Here is a 25,407-nt window from a genome sequence, read left to right on the forward strand (position 1 = left end):
AGGTCTCCTCGCAATGACGGAGTGTGTGGCGGCGCCTTACGCCGCCTTCCCGCTCATATACTCCGGCAGCCAGCGCTCGAACGATTTCCGCAGGCTATCGATCGTGACAGGCGCCTCGCCCGCGATCGCGATCGCATCGCCGCCGGTGGTGCCGATGCGCACGCAGGGCACCTCGCAGCCGCGCATCTTGGCCAGCACGCGGCCGGCGTCCGTTTCCGGTACGGTGACGAGATAGCGCGCCTGGTCCTCGCCGAACCAATAGGCCTGCGGCACGAGCGCCGCCGGCGCCGCCAGCAGTTTTGCGCCGATGCCGCTCGCCATCGCCATCTCGGCGAGCGCGATCAGCAGGCCACCGTCGGAGAGATCGTGCACCGCGGTCGCGGTGCCCGCATGGATCATGCCGCGCACGCAGTCGCCGTTGCGCTTCTCGGCTGCGAGGTCGACCGGCGGCGGCGCGCCCTCCTCGCGACCGCAGATGTCGCGCAGGTAGACCGACTGGCCGAGCCAGCCGTGGGTTTCGCCGACCAGGAGGATCGCCTCGCCCTCGGCCTTGAAGGCCAGCGAAGCGGACTTGGTGAAGTCGTCGAGCAGGCCGACGCCGCCGATCGAAGGTGTCGGCAGGATCGCGCGGCCGTTGGTCTCGTTGTAGAGCGAGACGTTGCCGGACACGACCGGGAAGTCCAGCGTGCGGCAGGCTTCCGAGATGCCCTTCAGGCAGCCGACGAACTGGCCCATGATCTCGGGCCGTTCAGGGTTGCCGAAATTGAGATTGTCGGTGATCGCGAGCGGCTTGCCGCCGACCGCGGTGATGTTGCGCCAGGCTTCCGCCACCGCCTGCTTGCCGCCCTCGAACGGATCGGCCTCGCAATAGCGCGGCGTGACGTCGACGGTCAGCGCCAGACCCTTCGGCCCGTCCTGCACGCGCACGACGGCGGCGTCGCCGCCGGGACGCTGCAAGGTGTTGCCGAGGATGACGTGGTCGTATTGCTCCCAGACCCAGCGCTTGCTGCACATGTCGGGCGTGCCGATCAGCTTCTCCAGCGCGGCACCGACGCCCATCGGCGCCGGCACCTCGCGCGCGTGCACCACAGGCAGCGCGGCAGAGGGACTATGCGGGCGGTCGTAGAGCGGCGCCTCGTCACCGAGCTCCTTGATCGGCAGGTCTGCCATGACGTCGCCGCCATGCTTGACGACAAAGCGCTTGCTCGGCGTGGTGTAGCCGACCACTGCGAAGTCGAGCCCCCACTTCTTGAAGATCGCCTCGGCTTCCTTTTCCTTCTCGGGCTTGAGCACCATGAGCATGCGCTCCTGGCTTTCCGAGAGCATCATCTCGTAGGCGCTCATGCCGGTCTCGCGGGTCGGCACCGCGTCGAGATCGAGGTCGACGCCGAGGTCGCCCTTGGCGCCCATCTCGACCGCCGAGCAGGTCAGGCCGGCCGCGCCCATGTCCTGGATCGCGATGACGCAGCCCTTCTCCATGATCTCGAGGCAGGCCTCGAGCAGCAGTTTTTCGGCGAAGGGATCGCCGACCTGCACGGTGGGGCGCTTCTCCTCGGACTTGTCGTCGAACTCGGCCGAGGCCATCGAGGCGCCGTGGATGCCATCGCGCCCCGTCTTGGAGCCCAGATAGACGATCGGCATGTTCACGCCGGAAGCGGCCGCATAGAAAATCTTGTCGGCGTCGGCGAGGCCCACGGCCATCGCGTTGACGAGGATGTTGCCGTCATAGCGGGTGTGGAAGCGCACCTGGCCGCCCACCGTCGGCACGCCGAAGGAATTGCCATAGCCGCCGACGCCGGCGACGACGCCGGAGACGAGATGCCGTGTCCTGGCATGCTCGGGCGCGCCGAAGCTCAGCGCATTGAGGCAGGCGATAGGACGCGCGCCCATGGTGAAGACGTCGCGCAGAATGCCGCCGACGCCGGTGGTCGCGCCCTGATAGGGCTCGATGTAGCTCGGGTGGTTGTGGCTCTCCATCTTGAAGACCACGGCCTGGCCGTCGCCGATGTCGATCACGCCGGCATTCTCGCCGGGGCCCTGGATCACCCAGGGCGCCTTGGTCGGCAGGCCGCGCAGATGCATGCGCGAGGATTTGTACGAGCAGTGCTCGTTCCACATCGCCGAGAAGATGCCGAGCTCGGTGAAGGTCGGCTCCCGCCCGATCAGCTTCAGGATGCGCTCGTACTCGTCGGGCTTGAGCCCGTGGGCGGCAACCAGTTCGGGGGTGATCTTGGGTTCGTTCTTCATGGATTCGGGGCTTTCGGCGGCGTTTTGCCGTTCTTAGGAAGATCGGGGGCCTACGAAAAGCCCTTTATGGCGCATTTTCCCGCTGTCCCACGTTTTGCGGGCAGGCGGTCGGCGGGAACGGGAATTGCAAGGCGCTGACGGATCGGATTTAAGGACTAAAGACCCGTAATTGAAGGCCCATTTCCTTGCACGAATTGACCAAAGTCCCCTCCACCCGCCGCCCGGACCTGCACGTCGCCACCGATGGCGAGTTCGCGGGCTGGCGGACCTGGATTCGCGACAGTTTTGAGAGCCATATCGGCCCGTTCTGGCACAAGATCGAGGACGACGGCAGCGTCCGCTCGGCGTTCCGGGTCGAGAAAAAGCACCTCAACGGCTCCGGGAACGTCCATGGCGGCTGCTTCATGGCCTTCGCCGACTATTGCCTGTTCGCGATCGCCACCCATGAGCTGGACGGCCCGGCCGTGACGACGAATTTCGCCTGTGATTTCCTCGACGCGGCCCGCGAGGGCGAGCTGGTCGAATGCGTCGGCGAAGTGTCCCGCGCCGGCGGCTCGCTGATTTTCCTGCGGGGCAAGCTGACCTCGGCCGGGCGGCCGCTGTTTACCTTCTCCGGCACGATCAAGCGGGTGAAGCGGAAGCCCGCACTCCAGCCAAACGCATAGCTCGACGCCTTCCCTTTTCGCGCCCCCTCGCCCAGACTTGCTGAAAGCGCTTTTGCGCGGGGGAGCAAGAACAAGGTGCCGCAGAGCACATCCGGATCGGGCCACACAGCGCCCTCCGCGTCAGCGCCATTGCCATCCATGACCGCCGTCGGCGCCCGTAACTGGCGCGACTATGCGCTGCTGTTCGCGCTCGCCTGCTGCTGGAGCTCGACCTATCCGCTGGCGAAGCTCGCGCTTCCCACGATCCCGCCCATCACCTTCATCTCGGCGCGCTCGCTGATCGCGTTCGCCTTCCTGTTCGCGATCTTGTGGATGCGCGGCCTCAAGCTCCCGACGGATGCGAAGGCCTGGAAGCTGTTCGCAGTCCAGCAGCTGATCAACTCGACCTTTCCGTTCCTGGTCATCACCTGGTCGCAGCAATATGTCCCGGCGTCGAACACGGTGGTGCTGGCCTCGACGACGCCGATCTTCGCCTTCCTGATCACCTCGCTGATCACGCGGCACGAGCCGGCCACGCTACTGAAGCTCGCGGGCGCAATTCTCGGCCTCGCCGGCACGATCGCCATCGTCGGGCTGGACGCGCTGCGCGGCTTCGGCAGCGAGATCGTGGCGGAGATCGCGATCCTGCTCGCCACCATCTCCTTTGCCTGCGCGACCATCTTTGGCTTGCGGCTCTCCGAATACGATCCGATGGTGGTCGCAACCGGCTCGCTGCTATTCGGTGGCCTCGTGCTGCTGCCGCCCGCGCTGATCATCGACCAGCCCTGGACGCTGCATCCGACGCCGACGGCAATCGTCGCCACCATCGTCATGGGCATCGTCTCCAGCGCGCTGGGGCTGATGCTGTTCTACGTCTGCCTCGGCCGGCTCGGCACGCTGACCACGAACGCACAAGGCTATCTGCGCATTCCGATCGGCGTCGGATTGTCCGTGTTGCTGCTCGGCGAGAGCGTGCCGTCGAACCTCGCGCTGGGACTTCTGCTGGTCATGGCCGGCGTCGCCGCGATGACGGTGCCGGCGGAACGGCTGAAGCTGCGCAAGGCATGATCCGGAAAGTGCGCAGCAGTTTTCCGATAAGATCATGCTCAAACAATAAGACCGCTCAGGTCGAAATCTGCTTCTCGGCGATCGAGAGCCAATCGGCCTGGGCGTCGCGCAGATATTTGGGTGCGCGCCGCATCTGGATCAGGAGCTCGTTGAAGACCACGCGCGCCTCGGCGCTGCGGCCGACCATCTGGAGCAGCATGCCGTAGCGCACCCGCGCCTCGGCGCCGGGGAAATAGCCGGCGACGGCGTGATATTCCTCCAGCGCCTCGTCGAGCCGGCCGACCTCGGCGAGCGCGCGGGCGTAGAGCAGATGCGCGTCGGCGGAATCGAAGTCCGGCCATTGCTTCTGAAGATCGTCCAGCGTCGCCAGCGCATCGGCCGGACGCTTGGCGGAAAACTCGGCCTGCGCCTTGCCGAAGGCATAAGCGGGGTCGTGGCCCATCGGCAGGCTCAGGATGTGACCGTAATGCTGCTCGGCCTCGCTGAAGCGGCCGACCTTCGCGCATTCCTCGGCCAGCGCCGCACGGTTGGCGATGGTGTCGGTGGCCGCCAGCCGGTCGCACAGCTCGCGATAACGCTTCTCCGGATCGAGCCGATTGGCAACGCGCTGACGCGCCTGTCGCGCACCGGGGCTGGAAAACCATTCAGGGACGAGTTCGACCGCGATGTAGGCGAGCGCGCCGATCAGCGGCACCATCAGGATGATGAAGGCCCAGGGCTGCAACCGCCCGGTTCGCGACGCGTGGTAAATCAGTGTGATATCGAGCAGCAGAACGACCAAAGCGACGGGCATGTGACATCCGGGAGCACAACGACAGCGCACGCTTCCTGATATCGCAACTCGCGCGGCGAAACAACTTTGAGTTGCTTCCATCCGCGCGGAAATCAGCGACCCCGGACGCGCGCGCCTTGATGGCGACGAGGAGTCAGTCGTCTCAAACGCGATTGAGGTTCATGAGACAGCAAGCCCAAAACCGCCATGACTTGCTGTGCCTTGGGCGGCTGCTACTTGGCGTCGTCCGCGAGCATCTTCCGGTACTTCTCGACGTCGCGCGTCACGAGCTTCTGGAGCACCTCGGGCGTATGCTCGTCGGGATCGGGCGCAACGGTCGACAAATCCGCAAAACGCTTCTTCACCGCGTCGGTTTCCACCGCGGTGCGCGCGGCTGCATTCAGCTTGGCGATGACGGCCTGCGGCGTGCCCTTGGGTGCGAACAGGCCATTCCAGCCCTGCGCCTCGAAGTCCGGCAGGCCTGCCTCGGCAGACGTCGGCAGATCGGGCAGCGTGGCCAGCCGCACGGTCGAGCCAACCACCAGGCCCCTCACTAGCTTGTCGCCGATCGACTGCGAGACGGAGGCCGCGGCGTCGCAGACGCCGTCGATCTGGCTGCCGATCGCATCCGTGAGTGCGGGCGCCGCACCGCGATAGCCGACCAGTGTTGCGTCGACCCCGGCGGCCGTCACAAAGCTCTTGCAAATGAGGTAATTCGACGAACCGACACCGGCGTGGCCGAGATTGATCTTGCCCGGGTTGGCCTTGGCGTAGGCGATGAACTCTTTCAGGTCCTTCGCCGGGAAATCCTTGCGCAGCGCGATGACGCCGAACGTCTTCGCCACCATGGCGATCGGCACGAAGGATTCAGGCGTGAACGGCAGTTTTGGATAGATCGTGTAGGTCGCGGCATTGGTGCCGGCGTTGCCGATAGCGATGGTGTAGCCGTCAGGCTCGGCGCGGGAGGCGCGCGCCAGCGCGGTCGAGCCGCCGGCGCCGGCGACGTTCTCGATCACGATGGTCTGGCCGAGCGCGATGCCCATTTGCTCGGCGACCGTGCGCGCGATCACGTCCGACGTACCGCCGGCCGCGAACGGCACGATCATCGTGATCGGGCGCTTGGGGAAATCCTGCGCGAACGCAACGGTCGCGAGTGAAAATGTCGCGAGCGACAGCGCCGCGATCGCGGCGAGAGCCCGCTTCGCCACGAACGAGATCACGCGGCCTTTTCCAGATGGGCAGTGAGACCGGCGAACAGGCCGCGGCCGTCGGTGCAGCCCATGATGTCTTCGACGTGGTTCTCCGGGTGCGGCATCATGCCGAGCACGTTGCCCCTGTCATTGACGATTCCGGCGATGGATTCCGCCGCGCCGTTGATGTTGCTGATATCGTCGACCACGCCGTCGGCGGAGCAGTAGCGATAGAGCACCCGCCCCTCGCCTTCGAGCCGCTTGATGGTCTCTTCATCCGCCTCGTAATTGCCCTCACCATGGGCGACGGGCACGCGGATCACCTGGCCGGCATTGTAGCCGCGGGTGAACGGCGTGTCGGAGCGCTCGACGCGCAGATGCACGTCGTGACAGATGAACTTCAGCCGCGCGTTGCGCATCAGGACGCCGGGCAGCAGGCCGGACTCGCAGAGGATCTGAAAACCATTGCAGACGCCGAGCACGAGACCGCCCTTGGCCGCATAGTCGCGCACCGCGTCCATCACCGGCGACCGCGCCGCAATCGCGCCGCAGCGCAGATAGTCGCCGTAGGAGAAGCCGCCGGGCACCACGACGAGGTCGGTGCCCGCGGGCAGCGACGTCTCGGCGTGCCAGACCATCGCGGGCTCGCTGCCGGAGATCAGCCTCAATGCGCGCGCCATGTCGCGCTCGCGGTTGATTCCGGGAAAGACGAGGATGGCGGCTTTCATGGTTCGGGTTCCGACGGTGATGGGAATCGGGCTGGCCAAAGGGCCAATTCGTCAGGAGACATAGCCATTTGACGGGGATTTTACCAGTGCTAGCCTCGCCGGGCGGCCTTGTACACAGGCCATAGCCACGGCAATTTTGCCTGACAATTTTGCCCGGGATTGAAGCCATGAACGTCCCGTCGCTGCCCGCCTCCCTCTCCGAACCGGTGTCCACTCAGGGCGTCATCGCTGCCGGCGCCTATGTCGACGGCCGGCGTGTCGCCAATATCGCCATCAGCGAGGCTTCGAGCTGGCGGGCCAAGCCCGGCCACGTGGTGTGGATCGGGCTGCACGAGCCTGACATGGCGCTGCTCGGCGCCGTGCAGAAGCAGTTCGACCTGCACGACCTTGCCATCGAGGACGCCAACAACGCCCATCAACGGCCGAAGATCGAGCAATATGGCGAGGCCCTGTTCATCGTGGCGCGGACGGCGCAATTGTTCGAGGGCCGGATCGCCTTCGGCGAGACGCACATATTCGTCGGCGAAGGCTATCTGGTCTCGGTGCGCCACGGCGCCTCGACATCCTACACGCCGGTGCGCGAACGCTGCGAAAGCTGCCCACGGGCGCTGGCGCGCGGCGAGGACTACATCCTCTACGCCATCCTCGATTTCATCGTCGACAACTACTCGCCCGTGCTGGAGAGCATCCACGAGGAGGTCGAGGGCATCGAGGACGACGTGCTCTCCAAGCCGATCAGCAAGGCACAGATCGAGCGGCTCTACATGCTGCGCCGCGACCTGTTGCGGCTCAGGACCGCGATCGGCCCGCTGGTGGAAGTCTGCCGCCGCCTCGAGCATGACGAGCTTGCGATGGTGCGTGCGACGATGCAGCCGCTGTTCCGCGACGTCACCGACCACGTCAGGAACATCCAGGAGCGCATCGATTCCATGCGCGAGGTGCTGGCCTTCGCCTTCGAAGCGAGCCTGCTGGTCGGACAGGCGCAGGAGACCGCGGTGTCGAAGAAGCTCGCCTCGTGGCTGGCGATCCTCGCCGTGCCCACCGCAGTCGCAGGCATCTACGGGATGAACTTCAAGTACATCCCCGAGCTGCAATGGGAGTACAGCTATTTCGTCGTCATGGGGATGATGGCGCTCGCCTGCCTCGCATTGTACTGGCGCTTCCACCGCGTCGGATGGCTGTGAAGCGCCGCGCGGGTTAGACGATCTCGACGCGATAGTTCTCGATCACGGTGTTCGCCAAGAGCTTGTCGGCGGCCTCCTTCAGCGCCGCTTCGGCCTTGGCCTTGTCGGCGCCGGCAAGCTCGATGTCGAACACCTTGCCCTGGCGGACGCTGGCGACGCCGTCGACGCCGAGCGACTTCAGCGCGCCTTCGATGGCCTTGCCCTGCGGATCGAGGATGCCCGTCTTCAGGGTAACGGTAACACGTGCCTTCACGTCAAATCCCTCTTAGCTCTTCACCAGCACCGGGCCAGTGCCCTGCGGACGCTCATTCTCCATGAGGATGCCGAGGCGTTTTGCGACTTCGGTGTAGGCCTCGAGCAGGCCACCGAGATCCCTGCGGAAGCGGTCCTTGTCGAGTTTCTCGTTCGACTTGATGTCCCACAGACGGCAGCTGTCCGGCGAAATCTCGTCGGCGACGATGATCCGCATCATCTCGTTTTCGAACAGCCGGCCGCACTCCATCTTGAAGTCGACGAGGCGGATGCCGATGCCGAGGAAGAGGCCGGTGAGGAAATCGTTGACGCGGATGGCGAGCGCCATGATGTCGTCGATCTCCTGGGGCGTGGCCCAGCCGAACGCGGTGATGTGCTCTTCCGACACCATGGGGTCGTTGAGCTGATCGTTCTTGTAATAGAACTCGATGATCGACCGGGGCAGCTGCGTGCCCTCCTCGATGCCGAGGCGCTGCGACAGCGAGCCGGCGGCAACGTTCCGCACCACCACTTCGAGCGGCACGATCTCGACCTCGCGAATCAACTGCTCGCGCATGTTGAGGCGGCGGATGAAATGGGTCGGCACCCCGATGTCGTTGAGATGCTGAAACAGGTACTCCGAGATCCGGTTGTTGAGGACACCCTTGCCCTCGATCACCTGATGCTTTTTCGCATTGAACGCGGTGGCGTCATCCTTGAAGTGCTGGATCAGGGTACCGGGCTCCGGGCCTTCGTAAAGAACCTTTGCCTTGCCTTCATAAATACGACGCCGACGGCTCATGGGGATGTACCGTGTTTTGTTGAAATCCATGTATTTGGTGTGCTCCGGTTACCAGGCTACGACCCACAGCGGAGCTGCCGTGAACGGCTGGGAACCCGTCTATAACCCCTTGGAAACAGAACGGGAACCAAACCTTCAGGCAACCTATCCGATTGGCTGTCCCAGCACAATCGATCCGGCCGCCCGGCATCAACTTATACCGTCTTGCCTGCGGCTTAACGGCTCGTTGTTTTGCCGATTCGTGCCCCCTATCTAGGCATGCGCCGGGGCCGTCGCAACGATGGCCACCGGATTCAGTCAGCAGGGAATTGGAAAAAGGCATGAGCAGTTTGGACAAGCGCGAGGAAGGCTTCGAGAAGAAGTTCGCCCTCGACGAGGAGCAGAAATTCAAGGCGGAAGCCCGCCGCAACCGGCTGCTCGGCCTTTGGGCCGCCGAGAAGCTCGGCATCACCGGCGAGGCCGCCACCGCCTACGCCAAGGAAGTGGTCGCGGCCGATTTCGAGGAGGCCGGCGATGCCGACGTCCTGCGCAAGGTCATGGCCGATTTCGCCGCCAAGAACGTCGCCATCACCGAGCAGGCGATTCGCGCCAAGATGAGCGAATTGATCGCCGTGGCCGCGGCCGAGGTGAAGGCGGGCAAATAGGCGAATAGGGAGCGGCGAGTAGCGAATGAACCCCATTCGCTACTCGCGATTCGTGTCCCTCACCCCTCCTTGAAGCCGTATTCCGGCACGTTGCCGCTGGCGCCGTAATATTTGTACGGCAGGAACTTGCCGCTCATGGTGATCTTGACGCGGTCGCCCTTCGGGTTGGCAACGCGTTCCATGGCCATGTCGAAGTCGATCGCCGACATGATGCCGTCGCCGAATTCCTCCTCGATCAGCGCCTTCCACGCCGGACCGTTGACCATCACCATCTCGTAGAAGCGATAGATCAGCGGATCGGTCGGCGGCATCGGCGTGCCGATGCCGCGCATCGGCACCTCGTTGAGCATCGCGGTCTCGGCCTTCGACAGGCCGAACAGCTCGCCGGCATTGGCGGCCTGCGGTTTCGTCAGCTTCATCTGGCCGAGAATCGCACCGACGATCAGCACCTCGGAATAGCCGCCGACCTTGTCGCAGATGTGTTTCCAGCTCCAGCCGTTCTCGCGCTTGATGTCGAGCAGCTTTTCGGTGAGGTCTTCGCGTTTCATGTCAGGGTCTCCCTTGGCCAGGCATCGTGTCACATCGTTTGTGCCGCTTTGGGAGGCACGAAACATGCCAATAAATGAGGCTTGAGGCGTCACCGCCTCGACCTCCCCTCACGCGGTAAAGCCTCCGTGAACCGCTTGATCGCCTCGAGCACCGGCTGCTGATCGCCGGCAAAGAACCAATGGTCATTGCCGTCGAGCTCGACGAATTCTGCACCGGTGATCCGGCTCGCGATGTCGCGCCCGGCCGCGATCCGCACGGCCTTGTCGTCCCGACGATGCAGCACCAGCGTCGGCACCGCAATCCGCGCCAGAAGGTGTCGCACGTCGGCGTCGCGAAAGGCCTCGAGCACGGCGGAGATGCCGCCTGGACTGGACGCCGCGCGCAACAGCCCCGCCCACCAGGCGCGCGCTTGCGGATCATTGGCCATGCTCGGCGCGAAGGCTTCGATCCCGACCGGGCCGCCCCATTGCGCAATCAGGTGCTTGCTCCAGGCGTCATACTGGCTGGCGCGCAGCGCGTGCGGATAGTCCTCCGACCAGCAGCCCTTGGCCAGTGCGCCGAACAGGATGAGTCCGGCCACATGGCGGGATTCCTCGACCGCAAATTTGATGCAGGCCGGCCCGCATTCGGATGCGCCGAACAGCACGACGCGGCGCGAGTCCGCCGCCCGCAGCACCGTGCCGATATCTTCCGCGGTGACGTCGATGCCGGGGGCCGATCCGACCCGGTCGGACAGGCCGATGCCGCGGCGATCGAAAACGATCAGCCGCCCAAACCTCATCAACGAGGCCAGAAACGTCCGGCTCGCAGGGTTCTCCCAGGCGCGCTCCACATGCGAGACGAAGCCGGGCATGACCAGGATGTCGAGCGGACCGCTGCCATAGGTCTGATACGCCAGATGCACGCCGGCGCCCTTCACGTAGCGTGTCGCTGGAAGAGCATCACGCAGCGGCGCGGCCGCGCGGCTCATGAGCGCCTCAGTCTCGGCTTCCGGCGCGACGCCAAGCTCGTCGCGCAGCCGCTGCGCAAGTGCCGCATGATGTCGTTCCGCCGCGCTTCGGTCGCCGGCCAGCAGCAGGCTGCGGATCAGGTGCCGGCCATACACCTCGCTGAGCGGATCGAGCTCGACCAGACGGCCCGCATGCACTGTCGCGGCGAGATGATCGCCCGCGGCATTCCTGTCCTGCACCAGACGCTCGAGCGCCTGCACGAGCCGCCCCCGCAGCGCCTCGCGGCGAAAGAATGCCCAATCGGCGAGCTCAGGACAGTCGTCCGGAGAAAAGCCCGCCAGGAAGTCGCCGCGATAAATCCGGCAAGCCGCTTCAAAGTCGCCGCGATCGCAGGCGCGCTCGAACCGATGCGAGTCGATCTTCAACTCGACCTCCGGAGACCAACGCAAGCTCGTGCGGTCGGTCTCGAAAACCGCCAGGCCGAGCGTGAGCTCGACGCGGTGAAGCAGACGCCGCAATCGTGCAAGGCCCGTCTCGCGGGGAGTCTCGGGCCATAGCAGCGTGGCGATGACGTCGCGCGCGACGGGGCCTTTGGCTTCCGCGAGATAGACCAGCAGCGCAAGCCCCTTGCGCAAGTTCAGCTTGATCGGGCGGCCGTCGGCATGGACCTCGGGGAACCCGAACGTGCCAAGCGAAAAGGCCGTCATGGAGATCCTCCCTCCCCGGTCGGCGCCCCCGGGGGACGCGCAGGGGACGGTCCAGCGATAGCAGTCAAGCCAGATCGAGCCCGCTCGCCAGCGAGCGGTTCAGGCTCCTGAATGCGGCACCGCCGCCATCGGCACAATAGGAAAAACCATGTTCGCGCGCCTCGCAATCCTGCTCTACGCCATCGTGAGCTACGCCGTCTTCACGGCTTCATTCCTCTACGCGCTCGGTTTCGTCGGCAATTATGTCGTGCCCAAGTCAATCGACACGTCGATCGACGTCGGCGCGCCTGTGAATTTGGGTGAGGCCATCGTCGTCAATCTGCTGCTGATGAGCCTGTTTGCCATCCAGCACAGCGTCATGGCACGCCCGGCCTTCAAACGCTGGTCGGCCAAATTTCTTCCAGTGGCCTGCCAGCGCAGCACCTATGTGCTGCTCTCCAGCCTGATCCTCCTGCTGCTGTTCTGGCAGTGGCGTCCGATCCCGGCGCCGATCTGGCAGGCCAGCGGCATTACGGCGTGGCTCCTGACCGGCGTACATTGGCTCGGCTGGCTGATCGCGTTCGCCTCGACCTACATGATCGATCATTTCGATCTGTTCGGCCTGCGCCAGGCTCTCGTCGCGTTGCGCGGAGCCGAGATATCAGGTCAATCCTTCCGGACGCCACTGCTCTACAAGATCGTGCGGCATCCGCTCATGCTGGGCTTTCTGCTCGCGTTCTGGGCGACGCCCGAGATGACCGCCGGCCATCTGCTGTTCGCGATCGCGAACACGGCCTACATCCTGGTCGCCCTGCAGTTCGAGGAGCGGGACCTGATCGCCGAGTTCGGCGCGACCTATCAGGACTATCGCCGGCGCGTTCCGATGCTGTTGCCGCGCATTTTCGGAGCGCCCCGATGAAAGCGGTTCTGTGCAATTCGTTCACTGGCCCTGCGGATCTGCACCTCGGTGAGATCGCTACGCCGCGGCCTGCCGGCGACGAGATCCTCATCGACGTCCACGCGGCGTCCGTGAGCTTCATGGACCAGTTGCTGGTCTCGGGCCTCTACCAGATGCGGCCGGCGACGCCCTTCGTGCCCGGCACGGAAGCTTCCGGCGTCGTCGTCGCGGTCGGCGACAAGGTCACGACATTTGCCCCCGGCGATCGCGTGGCGTGCAGTGCCTGGACCGGCGGCTACGCCGAACGGATGATCGCGAAGGAATCGAAGAGCGTGCGGCTGCCTGATGGCGTCGCGTTCGAAGCCGGGGCGACGGTGCTGCATAATTACGGCACGGCCTATTACGCGCTGGCCGAGCGGGCACGGGCTCAGCGCGGGGAAACACTGTTGGTCACGGGCGCGGCCGGCGGGGTTGGACTCGCCGCCGTCGACCTCGGGCGTCATCTCGGCCTGCGCGTCATCGCCGGTGTCGGCTCCGACGACAAGGCCGACCTGGTGCGCGGTTACGGCGCCAGCGAGGTCATCAACTATCGCAGCGAGGACCTGCGCAACCGGATCAAGTCGATCACATCGGGAGACGGCATTGATATCGGCTTCGACAATGTCGGCGGCGCGATTTTCGAGCAGATAGCCCGATCGATGAAGTGGGGCGGACGGCTGATGCCGATCGGCTTCACCAGCGGCGAGATTCCACAGATCCCGATGAACCTGCCTCTCCTGAAAAATTACGCCATCATCGGCGTCTTTGTCGGCGCCTGGGCGGAGAAATTCTCCGCGGAAGCCGCGCGCATGAATGATACGCTGATGCAATTGCTGGCCGACGGAAATATCCGCCCGCACATCGATCGCGTCCTCCCTTTGGAGGAGGCTGGCGACGCCATGCGCGCCGTCGCCAATCGCACGGTTCAGGGACGAATTGTCCTCAAGATCAGGTAGGCTGGGCCCGACGAGGAAGAGAGAATAAAGCCGATGCCTCAGATCATCATCGACAAGCGCTTTTGCGGTCCTCCGAACTCCGGGAACGGCGGCTATGTCTGCGGCCGGCTGGCCCGCCACATTTCCGGCGGCGCCGAGGTGACGCTGCGCGCACCGCCTCCCCTGGACAAGCCGCTCGATGCTGTCGCTACGGACGACGGCACATGGGAGCTTCGCGACGGCGCCAAGGTCGTCGCGACCGGGCGAGCGGCAAGCGTCGAGCTCGCGCGCGTAGAGACAGCGAGCTTGCAGGAAGCACGCGCGGCCGAATTGCTGGCGCTGTTCAAGCCGCACGAGCATCCGCTGCCGAACTGTTTCGTCTGCGGTCCCGCAAGAGCGAAAGGCGACGGCCTGCGCATTTTCGCCGGATCGCTCGGACGTCGGGCGCAAAGCCCCGTTCTCGCGGCGAGCTGGACGCCAGATCCAAATCTGGCCGCCGAGGACGGCCTGGTTGCGCCAGAATTTCTCTGGTCGGCGCTCGATTGTCCCACCGGCTTTGCCTGCAATTGCGATCAGCAGAGCGCGACCTTCGACAAGACGCCACTGCTGCTGGGCCGGATGTCGGCACGGATTGAAGCCCGGCCGCGCCCCGGCGACCACTGCATCATCACAGCCTGGCCAACCGGCCGCGACGGCCGCAAGCGTACGGCCGAGGCCGCGCTCCACGATGAAACCGGGAAGTTGCTGGCCGTGGCCCGTATGACATGGATTGCGGTGGAACGCGAGGTGCAGCTCGGGCGTACTTCGTAGGGTGGGCAAAGGCGCGAAGCGCCGTGCCCACCACCTCTATCTTAGCTCCGTTGAGCGACATGGTGGGCACGCTTCCGCCTGCGCTCTTCGAGCTACGGCGGACAAGTCGCTTTGCCCTCCCTACCTCTAATCACGCAACACATCCGTCGCCGCACCTTCGGCCTGCACCAATCCGCATTCTCCTGCACGCCCGCGGCCGCGCTTGCGACGGTTTACCTTGCGTCAAGCACGCCCGGCAATCGATGGCTGTCTTAAAAGGCTGTTAGGAGCGGTCATCGTTGTTGGCGCCCGGAATACGGGGACGCTCTGCAATGCAATCGGACGAGGGACTCTACAGTGCGCCACGCTGGCGCCTGACACGCTGGCTCGCCGAGCCGGGGCTAGGTGTTCCCGACGACATCCGCGCCGCGCTCATTGTCCAGCTCTATGGATCGCTGCCGGTTTTTGCTGCCGGCGCCGTCAACACCATTGCCGTCGCCGCCGTGATCGCTGGCCGCAAGCAGACTGCACCATTCATTGTCTGGCTGGTCATGGAGATCGCGATCTGCCTGGCCCGCCTCGCCGTGCTCGTCAGCGCGCATCGCAGGGCGCGTGCCCACCGCCCGACGCCGACCGACCTTCATCTCCTGCTCGCGGTCGCCTGGAGCGCCAGCGTTGGATTTGGCGTCGTTGCCAGCCTGGCCAGCGGGGACTGGGTCGTCGCCATGCTGGCCTCGCTCTCGGCGGCGGCGATGGTTGGCGGCATCTGCTTCCGCAATTTCGGCGCGCCGCGGCTGGCCGGGACCATGATCCTGCTGAGCCTCGGTCCCATCATCCCCGGCGCTGCGTTCGCCGGCGAGCCGCTGTTCTACATCGTCTACCTCCAGGTGCCGATGTATCTGGCCGCGATGACGGCCGCCGCCTTCCGCCTCAATCGGATGCTGATCACCACCATGCGCGCCGAACGCGAGAACAGCCATCGCGCACATCATGATGCACTCACGGGGCTGCTCAATCGCGCGGGCTTCGTCGAGGCACTCAGCGCCAGACTTGGAGCCCACGCCGAACGACGGTTCGCTGTGATGTTCTTCGATCTCGACGACTTCAAACCGGTCAACGACACGTTCGGACATGCGGCGGGCGACGAGGTGCTGAAAGCGGTGGCCGGGCGCGTGCGCCGGGCGCTGCCGGACGGCGCGGTGGTCGCCCGGATGGGCGGCGACGAGTTCGTCGTGCTCGTCGACGGCGTCACGGCCGAAATGGCCCAGGAGGCGGGATACCGCCTCATCAGCGAGGTTGCCGTCTCCTATGAGCTCGGCGGCGAGGTGCGCGCCGGTGTCGGCGCCAGCGTCGGCATTGCGATGTCGCCGGATCATGGCGCCGAAGTCGAGGAATTGCTCGCGGTCGCCGATGCAGCACTTTACGAGGCGAAGTCTGGCGGCAAATCGCGTTGCTGCCTGGCCTCGGTCGAGACCAACCTCGCCGCGTTACGTCGCCTCCAGCAGAGCGGCCCGAAAGCCCCGGTCGCAAGCGCCGCCTGACGCAGTACGACTAACGCACCCCACAAGCGCGATCTCGTAGGGTGGACAAAGGCGCGTAGCGCCGTGCCCACGACTTCTGTCTTGGCTTTGTCGAGCGACATGTTGAGCACGCTTCCGCCTCCGCTCTTCGAGCTACGGCGGACAAGTCGCTTTGCCTACCCTACGAGACCTACGCGCTCTGCTCGATCATCCCCTGCAGCCGCATCAGCTCCGCCTCGAGATCGCGCTCGACGTCCGCCGCCCGGATCTCCAGCACGCGATAGTCGCGCGCCTCCAGCCACGTCCGCCGGCCCGCACGATCGGCCGCGATGGTCTCGCCCTCGCCCGGGTTGACCAGTTCGATCGCGATCCGGTGCGGGAACGAGACGAAATCAGGAATGTGCCGGCCGACCGGAGTCTGGCGCTTGAACCCTCCTGCGAAGCGGCGGTCGCGGGTCAGGGCCTGCCAGAGCAGGCGCTCGGCATCGGTCGGGTTGCGGCGGAGCAGGCGCGCGAGGCCGCGCACCGTAGAGCCGCTGTCGGGGACACCGCCGCCCTGCCCGTGCTCGGCCAGCAGCGCGCGCAAGCGCGTGGCCTGCTCGCCGTCGAGCACGCCGCCCTTGGCCGGGCCCTTGCGGCCTTCCGCGATCGCCATCACCACCCCGTGCAGCGTGTGCATGTCCTGCTTGGTCGGCTCCATCCGGCTGAAGATGTTGCGCAGGTTGACCAGCATGGTGTCGCGCTTCTCGGCCGGGCGGAGGAATTCGACCCGGTCGAGCTCGCGGATGAGGTTGTCGAAGAAGGCCTGCATCTGGTGCTGCGAGGCGCGTTCGGAGCGCTCGGGCATGCTGTGCGGCAGCTCGCCTGACGTTGCCCGCTTGAACCATTCATAGCCGACCAGCAGCACGGCCTGGGCGAGGTTGAGCGAGGCAAAGCCCGGATTGACCGGGAAGGTGATGATGCGGTTGGAGAGCCCGACCTCCTCGTTGGTGAGCCCCCAGCGCTCGCGGCCGAACAGGATGCCGGCCTTGCCCCCGGTCGCGACATGACCGGAGATCTCGGCCGCGGCCGCCTCCGGCCCGACCACCGGCTTGGCCTGGTCATGGGGACGCGCAGTGGTGGCGAACAGCAGGTCGAGATCGGCGACCGCCTCGCCGACCGTGTCGAACAATTCGACCTTTTCCAGAATGTAGTCGGCACCGGCCGCCGCGCGCTGGGCGGCGATATTGGGCCAGCCGTCGCGGGGATTGACGATGCGCAATCGGCTGAGCGCAAAATTGCCCATGGCGCGCGCGGCCATGCCGATGTTTTCGCCAAGCTGCGGCTCAACCAGGATCACGATGGGACCGTCGAGGGAAACGCCCGCCTTGCTCTTGTCAGTCCCCGACATCTCGCTTCGCTTTCACACTGGTTCTCAAGGCCTTGGCAAGGCGCTCTTCAGGAATTGATTCAAAGCCGGCCCAAAGGGGCGGCCGCCCGTTCGCCTGTCGTTTGCCTGTCCTGACAAAATTCTCAAGGGAAATAACGGGTTGGATTCGACTTTTGAATCTCTTCTGAAGCCTGAGGCCCGCCCCCCGCAGCGGGGCCCGCCCCGCCCCCCATCTGGGCAAGCTGGATGAGCTAAAAGTGCATAATCCCTTGGCTTTCGCCCGCTGCAGTCCGGTGCTAAGAGGCGGCGGATATTCCCGTGGCGCGCCAAAGCGCCGTTCCCAAGAGGCTTCCCCGATCATGGCAAAAATCAAGGTGTCCAACCCCGTCGTCGAACTCGATGGCGACGAGATGACCCGGATCATCTGGCAGTACATCAAGGACAAGCTGATCAACCCGTACCTTGATGTCGAGCTGCTGTATTTCGACCTGGGCATGGAGTACCGCGACGAGACCAACGATCAGGTCACCATCGACGCCGCCGAAGCCATCAAGAAGGTCGGCGTCGGCGTCAAGTGCGCCACCATCACCCCGGACGAGGCCCGGGTGAAGGAGTTCAACCTCAAGCAGATGTGGAAGTCGCCGAACGGCACCATCCGCAACATCCTCGGCGGCGTGATCTTCCGCGAGCCGATCATCTGCAAGAACGTGCCGCGCCTGGTTCCCGGCTGGACCAAGCCGATCATCATCGGCCGCCACGCCTATGGCGACCAGTACCGCGCCACCGACATCAAGTTCCCGGGCAAGGGCACGCTGTCGATGAAGTTCGTCGGCGAGGACGGCACCGTCATCGAGAAGGAAGTGTTCGAGGCGCCCGGCGCCGGTGTCGCCATGGAGATGTACAATCTCGACGACTCCATCATCGACTTCGCCCGCGCCTCGCTGAACTACGGCCTGCTGCGCAACTACCCGGTCTACCTCTCGACCAAGAACACCATCCTCAAGGTCTATGACGGCCGCTTCAAGGACATCTTCCAGGACATCTACGACCGCGAGTTCAAAAAGGAATTCGAGGCCAAGGGCCTGACCTACGAGCACCGCCTGATCGACGACATGGTGGCCTCGGCGCTGAAATGGTCCGGCGGCTATGTCTGGGCCTGTAAGAACTACGACGGCGACGTGCAGTCCGATACGGTCGCGCAGGGCTACGGCTCGCTCGGCCTGATGACCTCGGTGCTGCTCACCCCCGACGGCAAGACCGTGGAAGCCGAAGCCGCCCACGGCACGGTGACCCGCCATTACCGCGAGCACCAGAAGGGCAAGGAGACCTCGACCAACTCGATCGCGTCGATTTTCGCCTGGACCCGCGGCCTGTCGCATCGCGCCAAGCTCGACAACAATGCCGAGCTCGCCAAGTTCGCGAGCACCCTGGAGAAGGTCTGCGTCGACACCGTCGAGGAAGGCTACATGACCAAGGACCTCGCGCTCCTGGTCGGCGCCGACCAGCGCTGGCTCTCGACCACCGGCTTCCTCGACAAGGTCGCGGAGAACCTCACGAAAGCGTTGGCGTAAGCCCGCGCATTATTTTCGTCTGATCGGGGTTAGACATCATTATGGGCCGCGCTTGGGCGCGGCCCATTCATTTTGACACCGTTGCGCGGAGGCTACCCATGTCCATCGTCAAGTTCGCTGTCCCCTGCCTGATGCTGCTGGCTGCCCTGGCCGGGCCGGCCGCCGCCGCGGAGCCCGAACCGGCTGAGGCCCCCCGCGGGCAACTGAAACTCAGCCTGCCGGAGGCCATTCGCGCGCCCGGCGAGACCGTCGTGCTCAGCGTCCATGCCGAAGGCGCGCAGGTCTATGACTGCAAGGCAGCCGCCGACGGCAAGCTTGCCTGGGCCTTCCGCGAGCCGGTGGCGACGCTGCTCGCCGAGGGCAAGACCGTCGGCCGCCACTATGCCGGCCCGAACTGGGAACTCGCCGACGGCAGCGCCGTGGCCGGCAAGGCCATCGGCAACGCGCCGGGCGCAACCGCCGCCGATATCCCCTGGCTCAAGCTGGAGGTCGCCTCCCGCCGCGGCAGCGGCATCCTGACGCCGGTCACCACCGTCCAGCGCATCAACACCCACGGCGGCAAGCTCGAGGGTTCTTGCGACAAGGCCGGCGATTTCAAAAGCGCGCCCTACTCGGCCGACTACATTTTCCTGAAGAAGGGCTGACCGCTCAGCGGTCGGTGTCGTCGCGCTCCGCCTGCGCCAATTCTGCCGCCGCAAGATCGCCGGTCTCCTCGAGCCGTGCCTTCGCGGTCTGGTGGACGTGGGCGGCGAGCGTCGGCATGCGCTCGATCAGCGCGTGAAAATCCTGGGCGTCGAGCACGAGCAGCCGCGTCTTGCGCGTCGCCGTCACCGTGCCGCTGCGCTTGGTCTTATGTAGCAGCGCGATCTCGCCGAAGAAGGTGCCGTCGGTGAGGCGCACCTGCTGGCTCGGCAGCGCGATCTCGACCTCGCCGGCAGTGATGAAATACATCGACGAGGCGGTATCGCCACGGCGCACCAATATTTCGCCCTGCTCGATGGTGCGGGCCCGGAGCAACCGCATGATGTCGGCGATCTCCGCGGCCGAAAGATGCGAGAACAGCGGCACCCGCGCCAGCATGCCCCAGGTCACCACGAAGTCGCGCCGCCTCACCTCCTCGGCGAAGGCGGTCGAGATGATCGCGACCGGCAGCGCGATCATGGCAAAACCTGAGATGATCGCGAACACCGAGATGAATTTGCCGAGCGGCGTCACCGGCACGACGTCGCCATAGCCGACGGTGCCGAGCGTCACGATCGCCCACCACATCGCGTCCGGAATGGTGCCGAGCTTGCTGGGCTGCACATCACGCTCGATGGCGTAGAGCAGCGAGGCGAAGGTCAGTACCACACCGATCAGGATGACGATGCAGCCGATCAGCGCACGCCGCTCGGCATGGATGGCCGCGAGCAGCGAGCGCATCGCCGGCGAATAACGGATCAGCTTGAAGAACGGCAGCACGCCGAGCCCAGCCAGCGTCGCGTGCCGGCCGGTGGCCAGCACGATCGCGGCCGGCAGGAACGCCATGAGGTCGATGATGCCGAGCGCGGAGAAGGCATAAGAGAGCCGGTCGGACAGCGCGGAGCCGTTGCGCTGGGTGTGCCCCGCCACGGTCCACAGCCGCGCCAGATATTCGAGCGCGAACACGATGACGGCGAGGACGGCGACCGCGCTGAACAGCGTGTCGAACCGCGCGTCGAGCTCCGGCACCGAGGCGAGGATCATCGCGACCACGTCGAGCACGATGACGCTGATGATCACCTGGATGAAGCGCGACCCGATCGAGTAGGCGAGCGGATCGTGCTCCAGCAATTCGTACAGGCGATCCCTTAGGTTGGGATCGGCCGAGCCACGTCCTCGCGGAACGAGGCGCATGGCCGTTTACGCGCCTGCCATCGCTTTTTCGATCGCCGCGAGCGCCTCGGGCGCCTTGGCGCCATCGGGACCGCCAGCCTGCGCCATGTCGGGCCGGCCGCCGCCGCCCTTGCCGCCGAGCGCCTCGGAGGCGACGCGCACGAGATTCACGGCATTGAAGCGCGCGGTGAGATCGGCGGTGACGCCGACCACGATCCCGGCCTTGCCGTCCTCGGTGACGCCGACGATGGCGACCACGCCGGAGCCGATCTGCTTCTTGCCGTCGTCCGCAAGGCTCTTGAGATCCTTCATCTCGATGCCCTCGACCGCGCGCGCCATCAGCTTGACGTCGCCGACCTCGCGCACGCCTGCGGCTGCGCCGTTCCCGACGGATGTACCGCCGCCCATCGCGAGCTTCTTGCGGGCGTCGGAGAGCTCGCGCTCGAGCTTCTTGCGCTCCTCCATCAGGGCTGTGATGCGCGCCGGGACGTCGTCGATCGAGGTGCGCAGCTCGTTGGCCGCGGTCTTCGCCAGCGCCATGGTGTCGTTGGCGTGCCTGCGCGCATAATTGCCGGTCAGCGCCTCGATGCGGCGCACGCCGGAGGCGACCGCGCTCTCGCCGGTCAGCGTGATCAGGCCGATGTCGCCGGTGCGCTTCACATGGGTGCCGCCGCAGAGCTCGACCGACCAGCCGAGCGCGTTGGCGCCGCGCTCACGCGCGGTCCGGCCCATCGAGACGACGCGGACCTCGTCGCCATACTTTTCGCCGAACAGCGCGCGTGCGCCGGCCTCGCGGGCCTCGTCCACGCCCATAATGCGGGTGGTGACCTCGTCATTCTCCAGCACCACGTCGTTGGCAATGTCCTCGACACGGGCAAGCTCTTCCGCCGTGATCGGCTTCGGATGCACGAAGTCGAAACGCAGGCGGTCGGGCGCGACCATCGAGCCGCGCTGGGCGATGTGGTCGCCGAGCACCTGGCGCAGCGCCTCGTGGATGAGATGCGTCGCCGAGTGATGCGCGCGGATCGAGGAGCGCCTGCCGTGATCGACCTCGAGCTGCAGCGCGGTGCCGAGCTTCAGCTCGCCGCTCTCCACGGTGCCGACGTGAACGAAGAGATCGCCGAGCTTCTTCTGCGTGTCGGTGACACGGAACTTGATGCCGCCCTCGCCGCTGAGCACGCCGGTGTCGCCGACCTGGCCGCCGGACTCCGCGTAGAACGGCGTCTGGTTGAGCACGATCGCGCCGGTCTCGCCAGCCTTGAGGCTCGCAGTTTCCTGTCCGTCCTTCACCAGCGCGGAGACCACGCCTTCGGCGCTCTCGGTCTCATAGCCCAGGAATTCGGTGGCCCCGAGCTTCTCGCGCAGCGGGAACCAGATCGCTTCGGAAGCCGCCTCGCCAGAACCCTTCCAGGACTCGCGCGCCTTGGCCTTCTGGCGCTCCATCGCGTCGGTGAAGGAGGCCTGGTCGACGCCGATGCCGCGCGATTTCAGTGCGTCCTGGGTCAGGTCGAGCGGGAAACCGTAGGTGTCGTACAGCGTGAAGGCGACGTCGCCGTCGAACATGTCGCCTTTCTTCAGGGACGCGCTCTTCTCGTCGAGGATGGCAAGGCCGCGCACCAGCGTCTTGCGGAAGCGGGTCTCTTCCAACCGCAGCGTTTCCTCGATCAGGTTTTCCGCGCGCATCAGGTCGGGATAGGCCTGGCCCATCTCGCGGACCAGCGCCCAGACCAGGCGGTGCATCAGCGGCTCTTTCGCACCCAGCAGCTGCGCATGGCGCATCGCGCGGCGCATGATCCGGCGCAGCACATAGCCGCGGCCCTCGTTCGACGGCAGCACGCCGTCCGCGACCAGGAAGGCCGAGGAGCGCAGATGGTCGGCGATGACGCGGAACGAGGCGACGGTCTGCTCGTTCGGCCCGCTGCCGAGCGCGGACGCGGTCGCGTCGATCAGATGACGGAACAGGTCAGTCTCGAACACGCTCTCCACGCCCTGCATGATGCAGGCCATGCGCTCGAGCCCCATGCCGGTGTCGATCGAGGGACGCGGCAGATCCACGCGCTCCTCCTTCGTCACCTGCTCGTACTGCATGAACACCAGGTTCCAGAATTCGAGGAAGCGGTCGCCGTCCTCTTCCGGCGAGCCCGGAGGTCCGCCCCAGATGTGGTCGCCGCGGTCGATGAAGATTTCCGAGCACGGCCCGCACGGCCCGGTGTCGCCCATCGCCCAGAAATTGTCCGAGGTCGGGATGCGGATGATGCGGTCGTCGGAGAAGCCCGCGATCTTCTTCCACAGCCCGGCCGCCTCGTCGTCGGTGTGGTAGACGGTGACGAGCAGCTTGTCTTTCTTGAGCCCGAACTCCCGCGTGATCAGGGTCCAGGCCAGCTCGATCGCGCGCTCCTTGAAATAGTCGCCGAACGAGAAATTGCCGAGCATCTCGAAGAAGGTGAGATGGCGCGCGGTGTAGCCGACATTGTCGAGGTCGTTGTGCTTGCCGCCGGCGCGCACGCATTTCTGCGACGTGGTGGCGCGCTGATAGGGCCGCTTCTCGACGCCGGTGAAGACGTTCTTGAACTGCACCATGCCGGCATTGGTGAACATCAACGTCGGATCGTTGCGCGGCACCAATGGCGAGGACGACACGATCTCGTGGCCGTTCTCGGCAAAGAAGTTCAGAAAGGTCGACCTGATCTCGTTGACGCCGCTCATGTTCATCCAATCGGGTGTGCTTGGACCCGCGATACGCCATCCAAACCGGGCATTTGGGCTGATATCTGCGGGTCAAAGCGCTTTTAGACAAGGCCAGCTGCGCTGTCCAGAAACTGTGCAAGGAGATCAGTGAGTTGCCGCAGGCGCGCAATCCGGTTTGCAATCCCGTTGAAAGCCGCCAGGTGCGCGTTGACAGGCTTGGCCGGCCTGTGGTCTGTACCCATCTGTATCGTACGGCCACGTCGGGAGAGACCGGCTTTGGTGCCGGCGCCGAAGGAGCAACCGCCCCGGAAACTCTCAGGCAAAAGGACCGCGTGGCTTTGACGACATCTGGAAAGAGGCGCCGACGGGCATAAGACCCGGACGACGTCCGCCGACGGGATAATACTCTCAGGCACAGCGACAGATGGGGCTTCGACTGGTGTCCACGGGGAATCCTCCTCGGGGAACCGCCGAGGGCCCCGTGATGCTTGCGCGCGACGACCAAGATTCCCACAAACGTACGCCCCTTCACGGGCTTCATGTCTCGCTCGGCGGCAAGATGGTGCCGTTCGCGGGCTATGACATGCCCGTTCAGTACCCCGCGGGCGTCCTGAAAGAGCACCTCCATACCCGTAGCCAGGCCGGCCTGTTCGACGTCTCCCACATGGGCCAGCTCGCGCTTCGGCCGAAGTCGGGCAAGGTCGAGGATGCCGCCCGCGCGCTGGAACGGCTGGTGCCGCAGGATATCGTGGCGATTGCCCCGGGCCGGCAGCGCTATGCCCAGTTCACCAATCCGGACGGCGGGATTCTCGACGATCTGATGGTCGCCAATTTCGGCGATCACCTGTTCCTGGTCGTCAACGCGGCCTGCAAGGAAGCGGACGAGGCGCATCTGCGCGCGCATCTCTCGGACGACTGCATCATCGATTCGCTTCAAGACCGCGCCCTGATCGCGCTGCAGGGCCCGAAGGCAGAAGCCGCGCTGGCGAAATTGTGTGCAGAGGCCCCCTCCATGAAGTTCATGGACGCCGGCCCGCACAAGGTTGCCGGTCTCGACTGCTTCGTCTCGCGCTCCGGCTACACCGGCGAGGACGGGTTCGAGATTTCGGTCCCCGCGGCCGATGCCGAGCGCCTCGCCAAAACGCTGCTGGACAATCCCGATGTGATGCCGATCGGCTTAGGGGCCCGCGACAGCCTGCGGCTGGAAGGCGGGCTCTGCCTCTACGGCCACGACATCGACACCGCCACCACGCCGGTCGAGGCCGCGCTGGAATGGTCGGTGCAGAAGAGCCGCCGCAGCGGCGGCGTCCGCGCCGGCGGTTTTCCCGGCACTGATGCGATCCTGGCTCATTTCGACAACGGCGCGAGCCGCCGCCGCGTCGGCCTGCGTACGGAAGGCCGCGCGCCGGTGCGCGAGGGCGCGCCGCTGTTTGCGGATGACGCGGGCGGCGAGCCGATCGGAAAGGTCACCTCGGGCGGTTTCGGCCCGAGCCTGAACGCGCCGGTCGCGATGGGCTATGTCCCGACGGCATCGAGCGCGCTCGATACAAAACTCTTCGCCGAAGTGCGCGGCCAGCGGCTGCCGCTCACGGTCGCCGCCATGCCTTTCGTGAAAAACACCTACAAACGCTGAGGACTGAGAAAATGACCACGACGCTGTACACCTCCGACCACGAATGGCTGGCCATCGACGGCGATGTCGCCACCGTCGGGATCACCGACTACGCGCAGTCGCAGCTCGGCGACGTCGTATTCGTCGAGCTGCCGAAGGTCGGCCGCAGCCTGAAGAAGGCGGAAGCCGCCGCCGTCGTGGAATCGGTGAAGGCCGCCTCCGACGTCTACGCGCCTGTTACGGGCGAAGTGCTCGCGACCAACGACGCGCTCGCCGCCGAGCCGGCGCTGGTGAACTCGGACGCGCAAGGCAAGGCGTGGTTCTTCAAGATCAAGATTGCCGACAAGAGCGAGCTCGGCGGCCTCATGGATGAGGCCGCCTACAAGGCACATACGGCGTGAGATGAAGCGAACTCTGACCTCATATTCGGTGTCATC

At 65.5% G+C, this 25,407-nt stretch carries 23 protein-coding genes and 1 riboswitch; of the genes, 12 read left to right on the top strand and 11 right to left on the bottom strand.

Annotated elements, in window-relative coordinates; genetic code table 11:
• Positions 1–36 precede the first annotated feature (36 nt).
• Positions 37–2,247, bottom strand: a complete 2,211-nt coding sequence (purL, locus tag HAP41_RS32650) for a phosphoribosylformylglycinamidine synthase subunit PurL (protein ID WP_166091195.1) — start codon at positions 2,245–2,247, stop codon at positions 37–39.
• Positions 2,248–2,432: 185 nt separating this feature from the next.
• On the opposite strand from purL, the gene HAP41_RS32655 reads away from it, so the two are divergent.
• The gene (locus HAP41_RS32655; protein ID WP_166091185.1) at positions 2,433–2,912 is read left to right on the top strand and encodes a PaaI family thioesterase; all 480 of its coding nucleotides are present in this window, start codon (positions 2,433–2,435) and stop codon (positions 2,910–2,912) included.
• Positions 2,913–2,987: 75 nt separating this feature from the next.
• Entirely contained in the window at positions 2,988–3,959 is a 972-nt protein-coding gene (locus HAP41_RS32660; protein ID WP_166091178.1) for a DMT family transporter, read from the top strand.
• A gap of 55 nt (positions 3,960–4,014) precedes the next feature.
• Here the strand turns inward: HAP41_RS32660 and HAP41_RS32665 are convergent, their stop codons facing one another.
• The 3 genes from HAP41_RS32665 to purQ form a co-directional block, all read right to left on the bottom strand.
• Positions 4,015–4,752 carry a tetratricopeptide repeat protein gene (locus HAP41_RS32665; protein WP_063982362.1) on the bottom strand — a complete coding sequence of 246 codons (738 nt, stop codon included), beginning with the start codon at positions 4,750–4,752 and terminating at the stop codon, positions 4,015–4,017.
• Between the two features lie 212 nt (positions 4,753–4,964).
• Positions 4,965–5,951 carry a tripartite tricarboxylate transporter substrate binding protein BugD gene (locus HAP41_RS32670; protein WP_166091167.1) on the bottom strand — a complete coding sequence of 329 codons (987 nt, stop codon included), beginning with the start codon at positions 5,949–5,951 and terminating at the stop codon, positions 4,965–4,967.
• Positions 5,948–6,649 carry a phosphoribosylformylglycinamidine synthase subunit PurQ gene (gene purQ / locus HAP41_RS32675; RefSeq protein WP_166091159.1) on the bottom strand — a complete coding sequence of 234 codons (702 nt, stop codon included), beginning with the start codon at positions 6,647–6,649 and terminating at the stop codon, positions 5,948–5,950. Before purQ ends, HAP41_RS32670 begins: the two co-directional genes overlap by 4 nt.
• 167 nt (positions 6,650–6,816) lie before the next feature.
• On the opposite strand from purQ, the gene HAP41_RS32680 reads away from it, so the two are divergent.
• A complete protein-coding gene (locus HAP41_RS32680; RefSeq protein ID WP_071912382.1) occupies positions 6,817–7,833 on the top strand; it encodes a magnesium and cobalt transport protein CorA in 1,017 nt (338 codons plus the stop codon).
• A gap of 13 nt (positions 7,834–7,846) precedes the next feature.
• Here the strand turns inward: HAP41_RS32680 and purS are convergent, their stop codons facing one another.
• Positions 7,847–8,086, bottom strand: coding sequence for a phosphoribosylformylglycinamidine synthase subunit PurS (purS, locus tag HAP41_RS32685; protein WP_014494125.1), 240 nt, complete (start codon positions 8,084–8,086; stop codon positions 7,847–7,849).
• Positions 8,087–8,098: 12 nt separating this feature from the next.
• Positions 8,099–8,866 (bottom strand): phosphoribosylaminoimidazolesuccinocarboxamide synthase, encoded by a 768-nt coding sequence (gene purC, locus HAP41_RS32690; protein WP_172782948.1) that lies wholly within the window; start codon positions 8,864–8,866, stop codon positions 8,099–8,101.
• Between the two features lie 320 nt (positions 8,867–9,186).
• On the opposite strand from purC, the gene HAP41_RS32695 reads away from it, so the two are divergent.
• On the top strand, positions 9,187–9,510 hold the full coding sequence (locus HAP41_RS32695) for a DUF1476 domain-containing protein (protein ID WP_014494124.1): 324 nt from the start codon (positions 9,187–9,189) through the stop codon (positions 9,508–9,510).
• A 59-nt stretch (positions 9,511–9,569) separates the two neighbouring features.
• Here the strand turns inward: HAP41_RS32695 and cynS are convergent, their stop codons facing one another.
• Together cynS and HAP41_RS32705 are read right to left on the bottom strand one after the other, a co-directional pair.
• On the bottom strand, positions 9,570–10,058 hold the full coding sequence (gene cynS / locus HAP41_RS32700) for a cyanase (RefSeq protein WP_166091147.1): 489 nt from the start codon (positions 10,056–10,058) through the stop codon (positions 9,570–9,572).
• Between the two features lie 89 nt (positions 10,059–10,147).
• Positions 10,148–11,716, bottom strand: coding sequence for a bifunctional AfsR/SARP family transcriptional regulator/alpha/beta hydrolase (locus HAP41_RS32705; protein ID WP_248577130.1), 1,569 nt, complete (start codon positions 11,714–11,716; stop codon positions 10,148–10,150).
• 148 nt (positions 11,717–11,864) lie between these two features.
• Between HAP41_RS32705 and mddA the strand changes: the two genes are divergently transcribed.
• From mddA to HAP41_RS32725, 4 genes are all read left to right on the top strand, one after another.
• The gene (gene mddA, locus HAP41_RS32710; protein ID WP_166091140.1) at positions 11,865–12,614 is read left to right on the top strand and encodes a methanethiol S-methyltransferase; all 750 of its coding nucleotides are present in this window, start codon (positions 11,865–11,867) and stop codon (positions 12,612–12,614) included.
• Complete coding sequence (locus HAP41_RS32715; protein ID WP_166091137.1) at positions 12,611–13,588, top strand: NADPH:quinone oxidoreductase family protein; 978 nt, start codon at positions 12,611–12,613, stop codon at positions 13,586–13,588. Before mddA ends, HAP41_RS32715 begins: the two co-directional genes overlap by 4 nt.
• Before the next feature lie 33 nt (positions 13,589–13,621).
• Complete coding sequence (locus tag HAP41_RS32720; RefSeq protein ID WP_166091135.1) at positions 13,622–14,377, top strand: PaaI family thioesterase; 756 nt, start codon at positions 13,622–13,624, stop codon at positions 14,375–14,377.
• Positions 14,378–14,688: 311 nt separating this feature from the next.
• Positions 14,689–15,897 carry a GGDEF domain-containing protein gene (locus HAP41_RS32725; protein ID WP_071912364.1) on the top strand — a complete coding sequence of 403 codons (1,209 nt, stop codon included), beginning with the start codon at positions 14,689–14,691 and terminating at the stop codon, positions 15,895–15,897.
• Between the two features lie 169 nt (positions 15,898–16,066).
• Here the strand turns inward: HAP41_RS32725 and HAP41_RS32730 are convergent, their stop codons facing one another.
• Positions 16,067–17,266: a TrmJ/YjtD family RNA methyltransferase gene (locus HAP41_RS32730; RefSeq protein ID WP_166091131.1), complete on the bottom strand. Its 1,200-nt coding sequence runs from the start codon at positions 17,264–17,266 to the stop codon at positions 16,067–16,069.
• A 338-nt stretch (positions 17,267–17,604) separates the two neighbouring features.
• Between HAP41_RS32730 and HAP41_RS32735 the strand changes: the two genes are divergently transcribed.
• Both HAP41_RS32735 and HAP41_RS32740 read left to right on the top strand, forming a co-directional pair.
• Positions 17,605–18,816: an NADP-dependent isocitrate dehydrogenase gene (locus HAP41_RS32735; protein WP_166091127.1), complete on the top strand. Its 1,212-nt coding sequence runs from the start codon at positions 17,605–17,607 to the stop codon at positions 18,814–18,816.
• 98 nt (positions 18,817–18,914) lie between these two features.
• Positions 18,915–19,460, top strand: a complete 546-nt coding sequence (locus HAP41_RS32740) for a DUF3455 domain-containing protein (RefSeq protein WP_166091116.1) — start codon at positions 18,915–18,917, stop codon at positions 19,458–19,460.
• Between the two features lie 4 nt (positions 19,461–19,464).
• On the opposite strand, the gene HAP41_RS32745 is transcribed toward HAP41_RS32740, so the two are convergent.
• Both HAP41_RS32745 and alaS read right to left on the bottom strand, forming a co-directional pair.
• Positions 19,465–20,691, bottom strand: a complete 1,227-nt coding sequence (locus HAP41_RS32745) for a cyclic nucleotide-gated ion channel (RefSeq protein ID WP_071912352.1) — start codon at positions 20,689–20,691, stop codon at positions 19,465–19,467.
• A gap of 6 nt (positions 20,692–20,697) precedes the next feature.
• The gene (alaS, locus tag HAP41_RS32750; RefSeq protein ID WP_166091112.1) at positions 20,698–23,376 is read right to left on the bottom strand and encodes an alanine--tRNA ligase; all 2,679 of its coding nucleotides are present in this window, start codon (positions 23,374–23,376) and stop codon (positions 20,698–20,700) included.
• A gap of 233 nt (positions 23,377–23,609) precedes the next feature.
• A riboswitch (glycine riboswitch) is annotated at positions 23,610–23,698 on the top strand.
• A gap of 144 nt (positions 23,699–23,842) precedes the next feature.
• On the opposite strand from alaS, the gene gcvT reads away from it, so the two are divergent.
• Together gcvT and gcvH are read left to right on the top strand one after the other, a co-directional pair.
• On the top strand, positions 23,843–24,991 hold the full coding sequence (gene gcvT / locus HAP41_RS32755; RefSeq protein WP_166091106.1) for a glycine cleavage system aminomethyltransferase GcvT: 1,149 nt from the start codon (positions 23,843–23,845) through the stop codon (positions 24,989–24,991).
• An 11-nt stretch (positions 24,992–25,002) separates the two neighbouring features.
• Positions 25,003–25,371 carry a glycine cleavage system protein GcvH gene (gcvH, locus tag HAP41_RS32760; protein WP_166091099.1) on the top strand — a complete coding sequence of 123 codons (369 nt, stop codon included), beginning with the start codon at positions 25,003–25,005 and terminating at the stop codon, positions 25,369–25,371.
• The last annotated feature ends 36 nt before the right edge of the window (positions 25,372–25,407 follow it).

The sequence above is a fragment of the Bradyrhizobium barranii subsp. apii genome (genome assembly GCF_011516635.5).
Taxonomy (GTDB): Bacteria; Pseudomonadota; Alphaproteobacteria; order Rhizobiales; family Xanthobacteraceae; genus Bradyrhizobium; species Bradyrhizobium barranii.

What these genes read in the sequence shown, in the direction of transcription:
- purL (WP_166091195.1), bottom strand. Translation starts at nt 2,247, where the DNA reads ATGAAGAACGAACCCAAGATCACCCCCGAACTGGTTGCCGCCCACGGG.
- HAP41_RS32665 (WP_063982362.1), bottom strand. Translation starts at nt 4,752, where the DNA reads ATGCCCGTCGCTTTGGTCGTTCTGCTGCTCGATATCACACTGATTTAC.
- purQ (WP_166091159.1), bottom strand. Translation starts at nt 6,649, where the DNA reads ATGAAAGCCGCCATCCTCGTCTTTCCCGGAATCAACCGCGAGCGCGAC.
- HAP41_RS32680 (WP_071912382.1), top strand. Translation starts at nt 6,817, where the DNA reads ATGAACGTCCCGTCGCTGCCCGCCTCCCTCTCCGAACCGGTGTCCACT.
- purC (WP_172782948.1), bottom strand. Translation starts at nt 8,866, where the DNA reads ATGAGCCGTCGGCGTCGTATTTATGAAGGCAAGGCAAAGGTTCTTTAC.
- HAP41_RS32695 (WP_014494124.1), top strand. Translation starts at nt 9,187, where the DNA reads ATGAGCAGTTTGGACAAGCGCGAGGAAGGCTTCGAGAAGAAGTTCGCC.
- cynS (WP_166091147.1), bottom strand. Translation starts at nt 10,058, where the DNA reads ATGAAACGCGAAGACCTCACCGAAAAGCTGCTCGACATCAAGCGCGAG.
- HAP41_RS32705 (WP_248577130.1), bottom strand. Translation starts at nt 11,716, where the DNA reads ATGACGGCCTTTTCGCTTGGCACGTTCGGGTTCCCCGAGGTCCATGCC.
- mddA (WP_166091140.1), top strand. Translation starts at nt 11,865, where the DNA reads ATGTTCGCGCGCCTCGCAATCCTGCTCTACGCCATCGTGAGCTACGCC.
- HAP41_RS32715 (WP_166091137.1), top strand. Translation starts at nt 12,611, where the DNA reads ATGAAAGCGGTTCTGTGCAATTCGTTCACTGGCCCTGCGGATCTGCAC.
- HAP41_RS32720 (WP_166091135.1), top strand. Translation starts at nt 13,622, where the DNA reads ATGCCTCAGATCATCATCGACAAGCGCTTTTGCGGTCCTCCGAACTCC.
- HAP41_RS32725 (WP_071912364.1), top strand. Translation starts at nt 14,689, where the DNA reads ATGCAATCGGACGAGGGACTCTACAGTGCGCCACGCTGGCGCCTGACA.
- HAP41_RS32730 (WP_166091131.1), bottom strand. Translation starts at nt 17,266, where the DNA reads ATGTCGGGGACTGACAAGAGCAAGGCGGGCGTTTCCCTCGACGGTCCC.
- HAP41_RS32735 (WP_166091127.1), top strand. Translation starts at nt 17,605, where the DNA reads ATGGCAAAAATCAAGGTGTCCAACCCCGTCGTCGAACTCGATGGCGAC.
- HAP41_RS32740 (WP_166091116.1), top strand. Translation starts at nt 18,915, where the DNA reads ATGTCCATCGTCAAGTTCGCTGTCCCCTGCCTGATGCTGCTGGCTGCC.
- HAP41_RS32745 (WP_071912352.1), bottom strand. Translation starts at nt 20,691, where the DNA reads ATGCGCCTCGTTCCGCGAGGACGTGGCTCGGCCGATCCCAACCTAAGG.
- alaS (WP_166091112.1), bottom strand. Translation starts at nt 23,376, where the DNA reads ATGAGCGGCGTCAACGAGATCAGGTCGACCTTTCTGAACTTCTTTGCC.
- gcvT (WP_166091106.1), top strand. Translation starts at nt 23,843, where the DNA reads ATGCTTGCGCGCGACGACCAAGATTCCCACAAACGTACGCCCCTTCAC.
- gcvH (WP_166091099.1), top strand. Translation starts at nt 25,003, where the DNA reads ATGACCACGACGCTGTACACCTCCGACCACGAATGGCTGGCCATCGAC.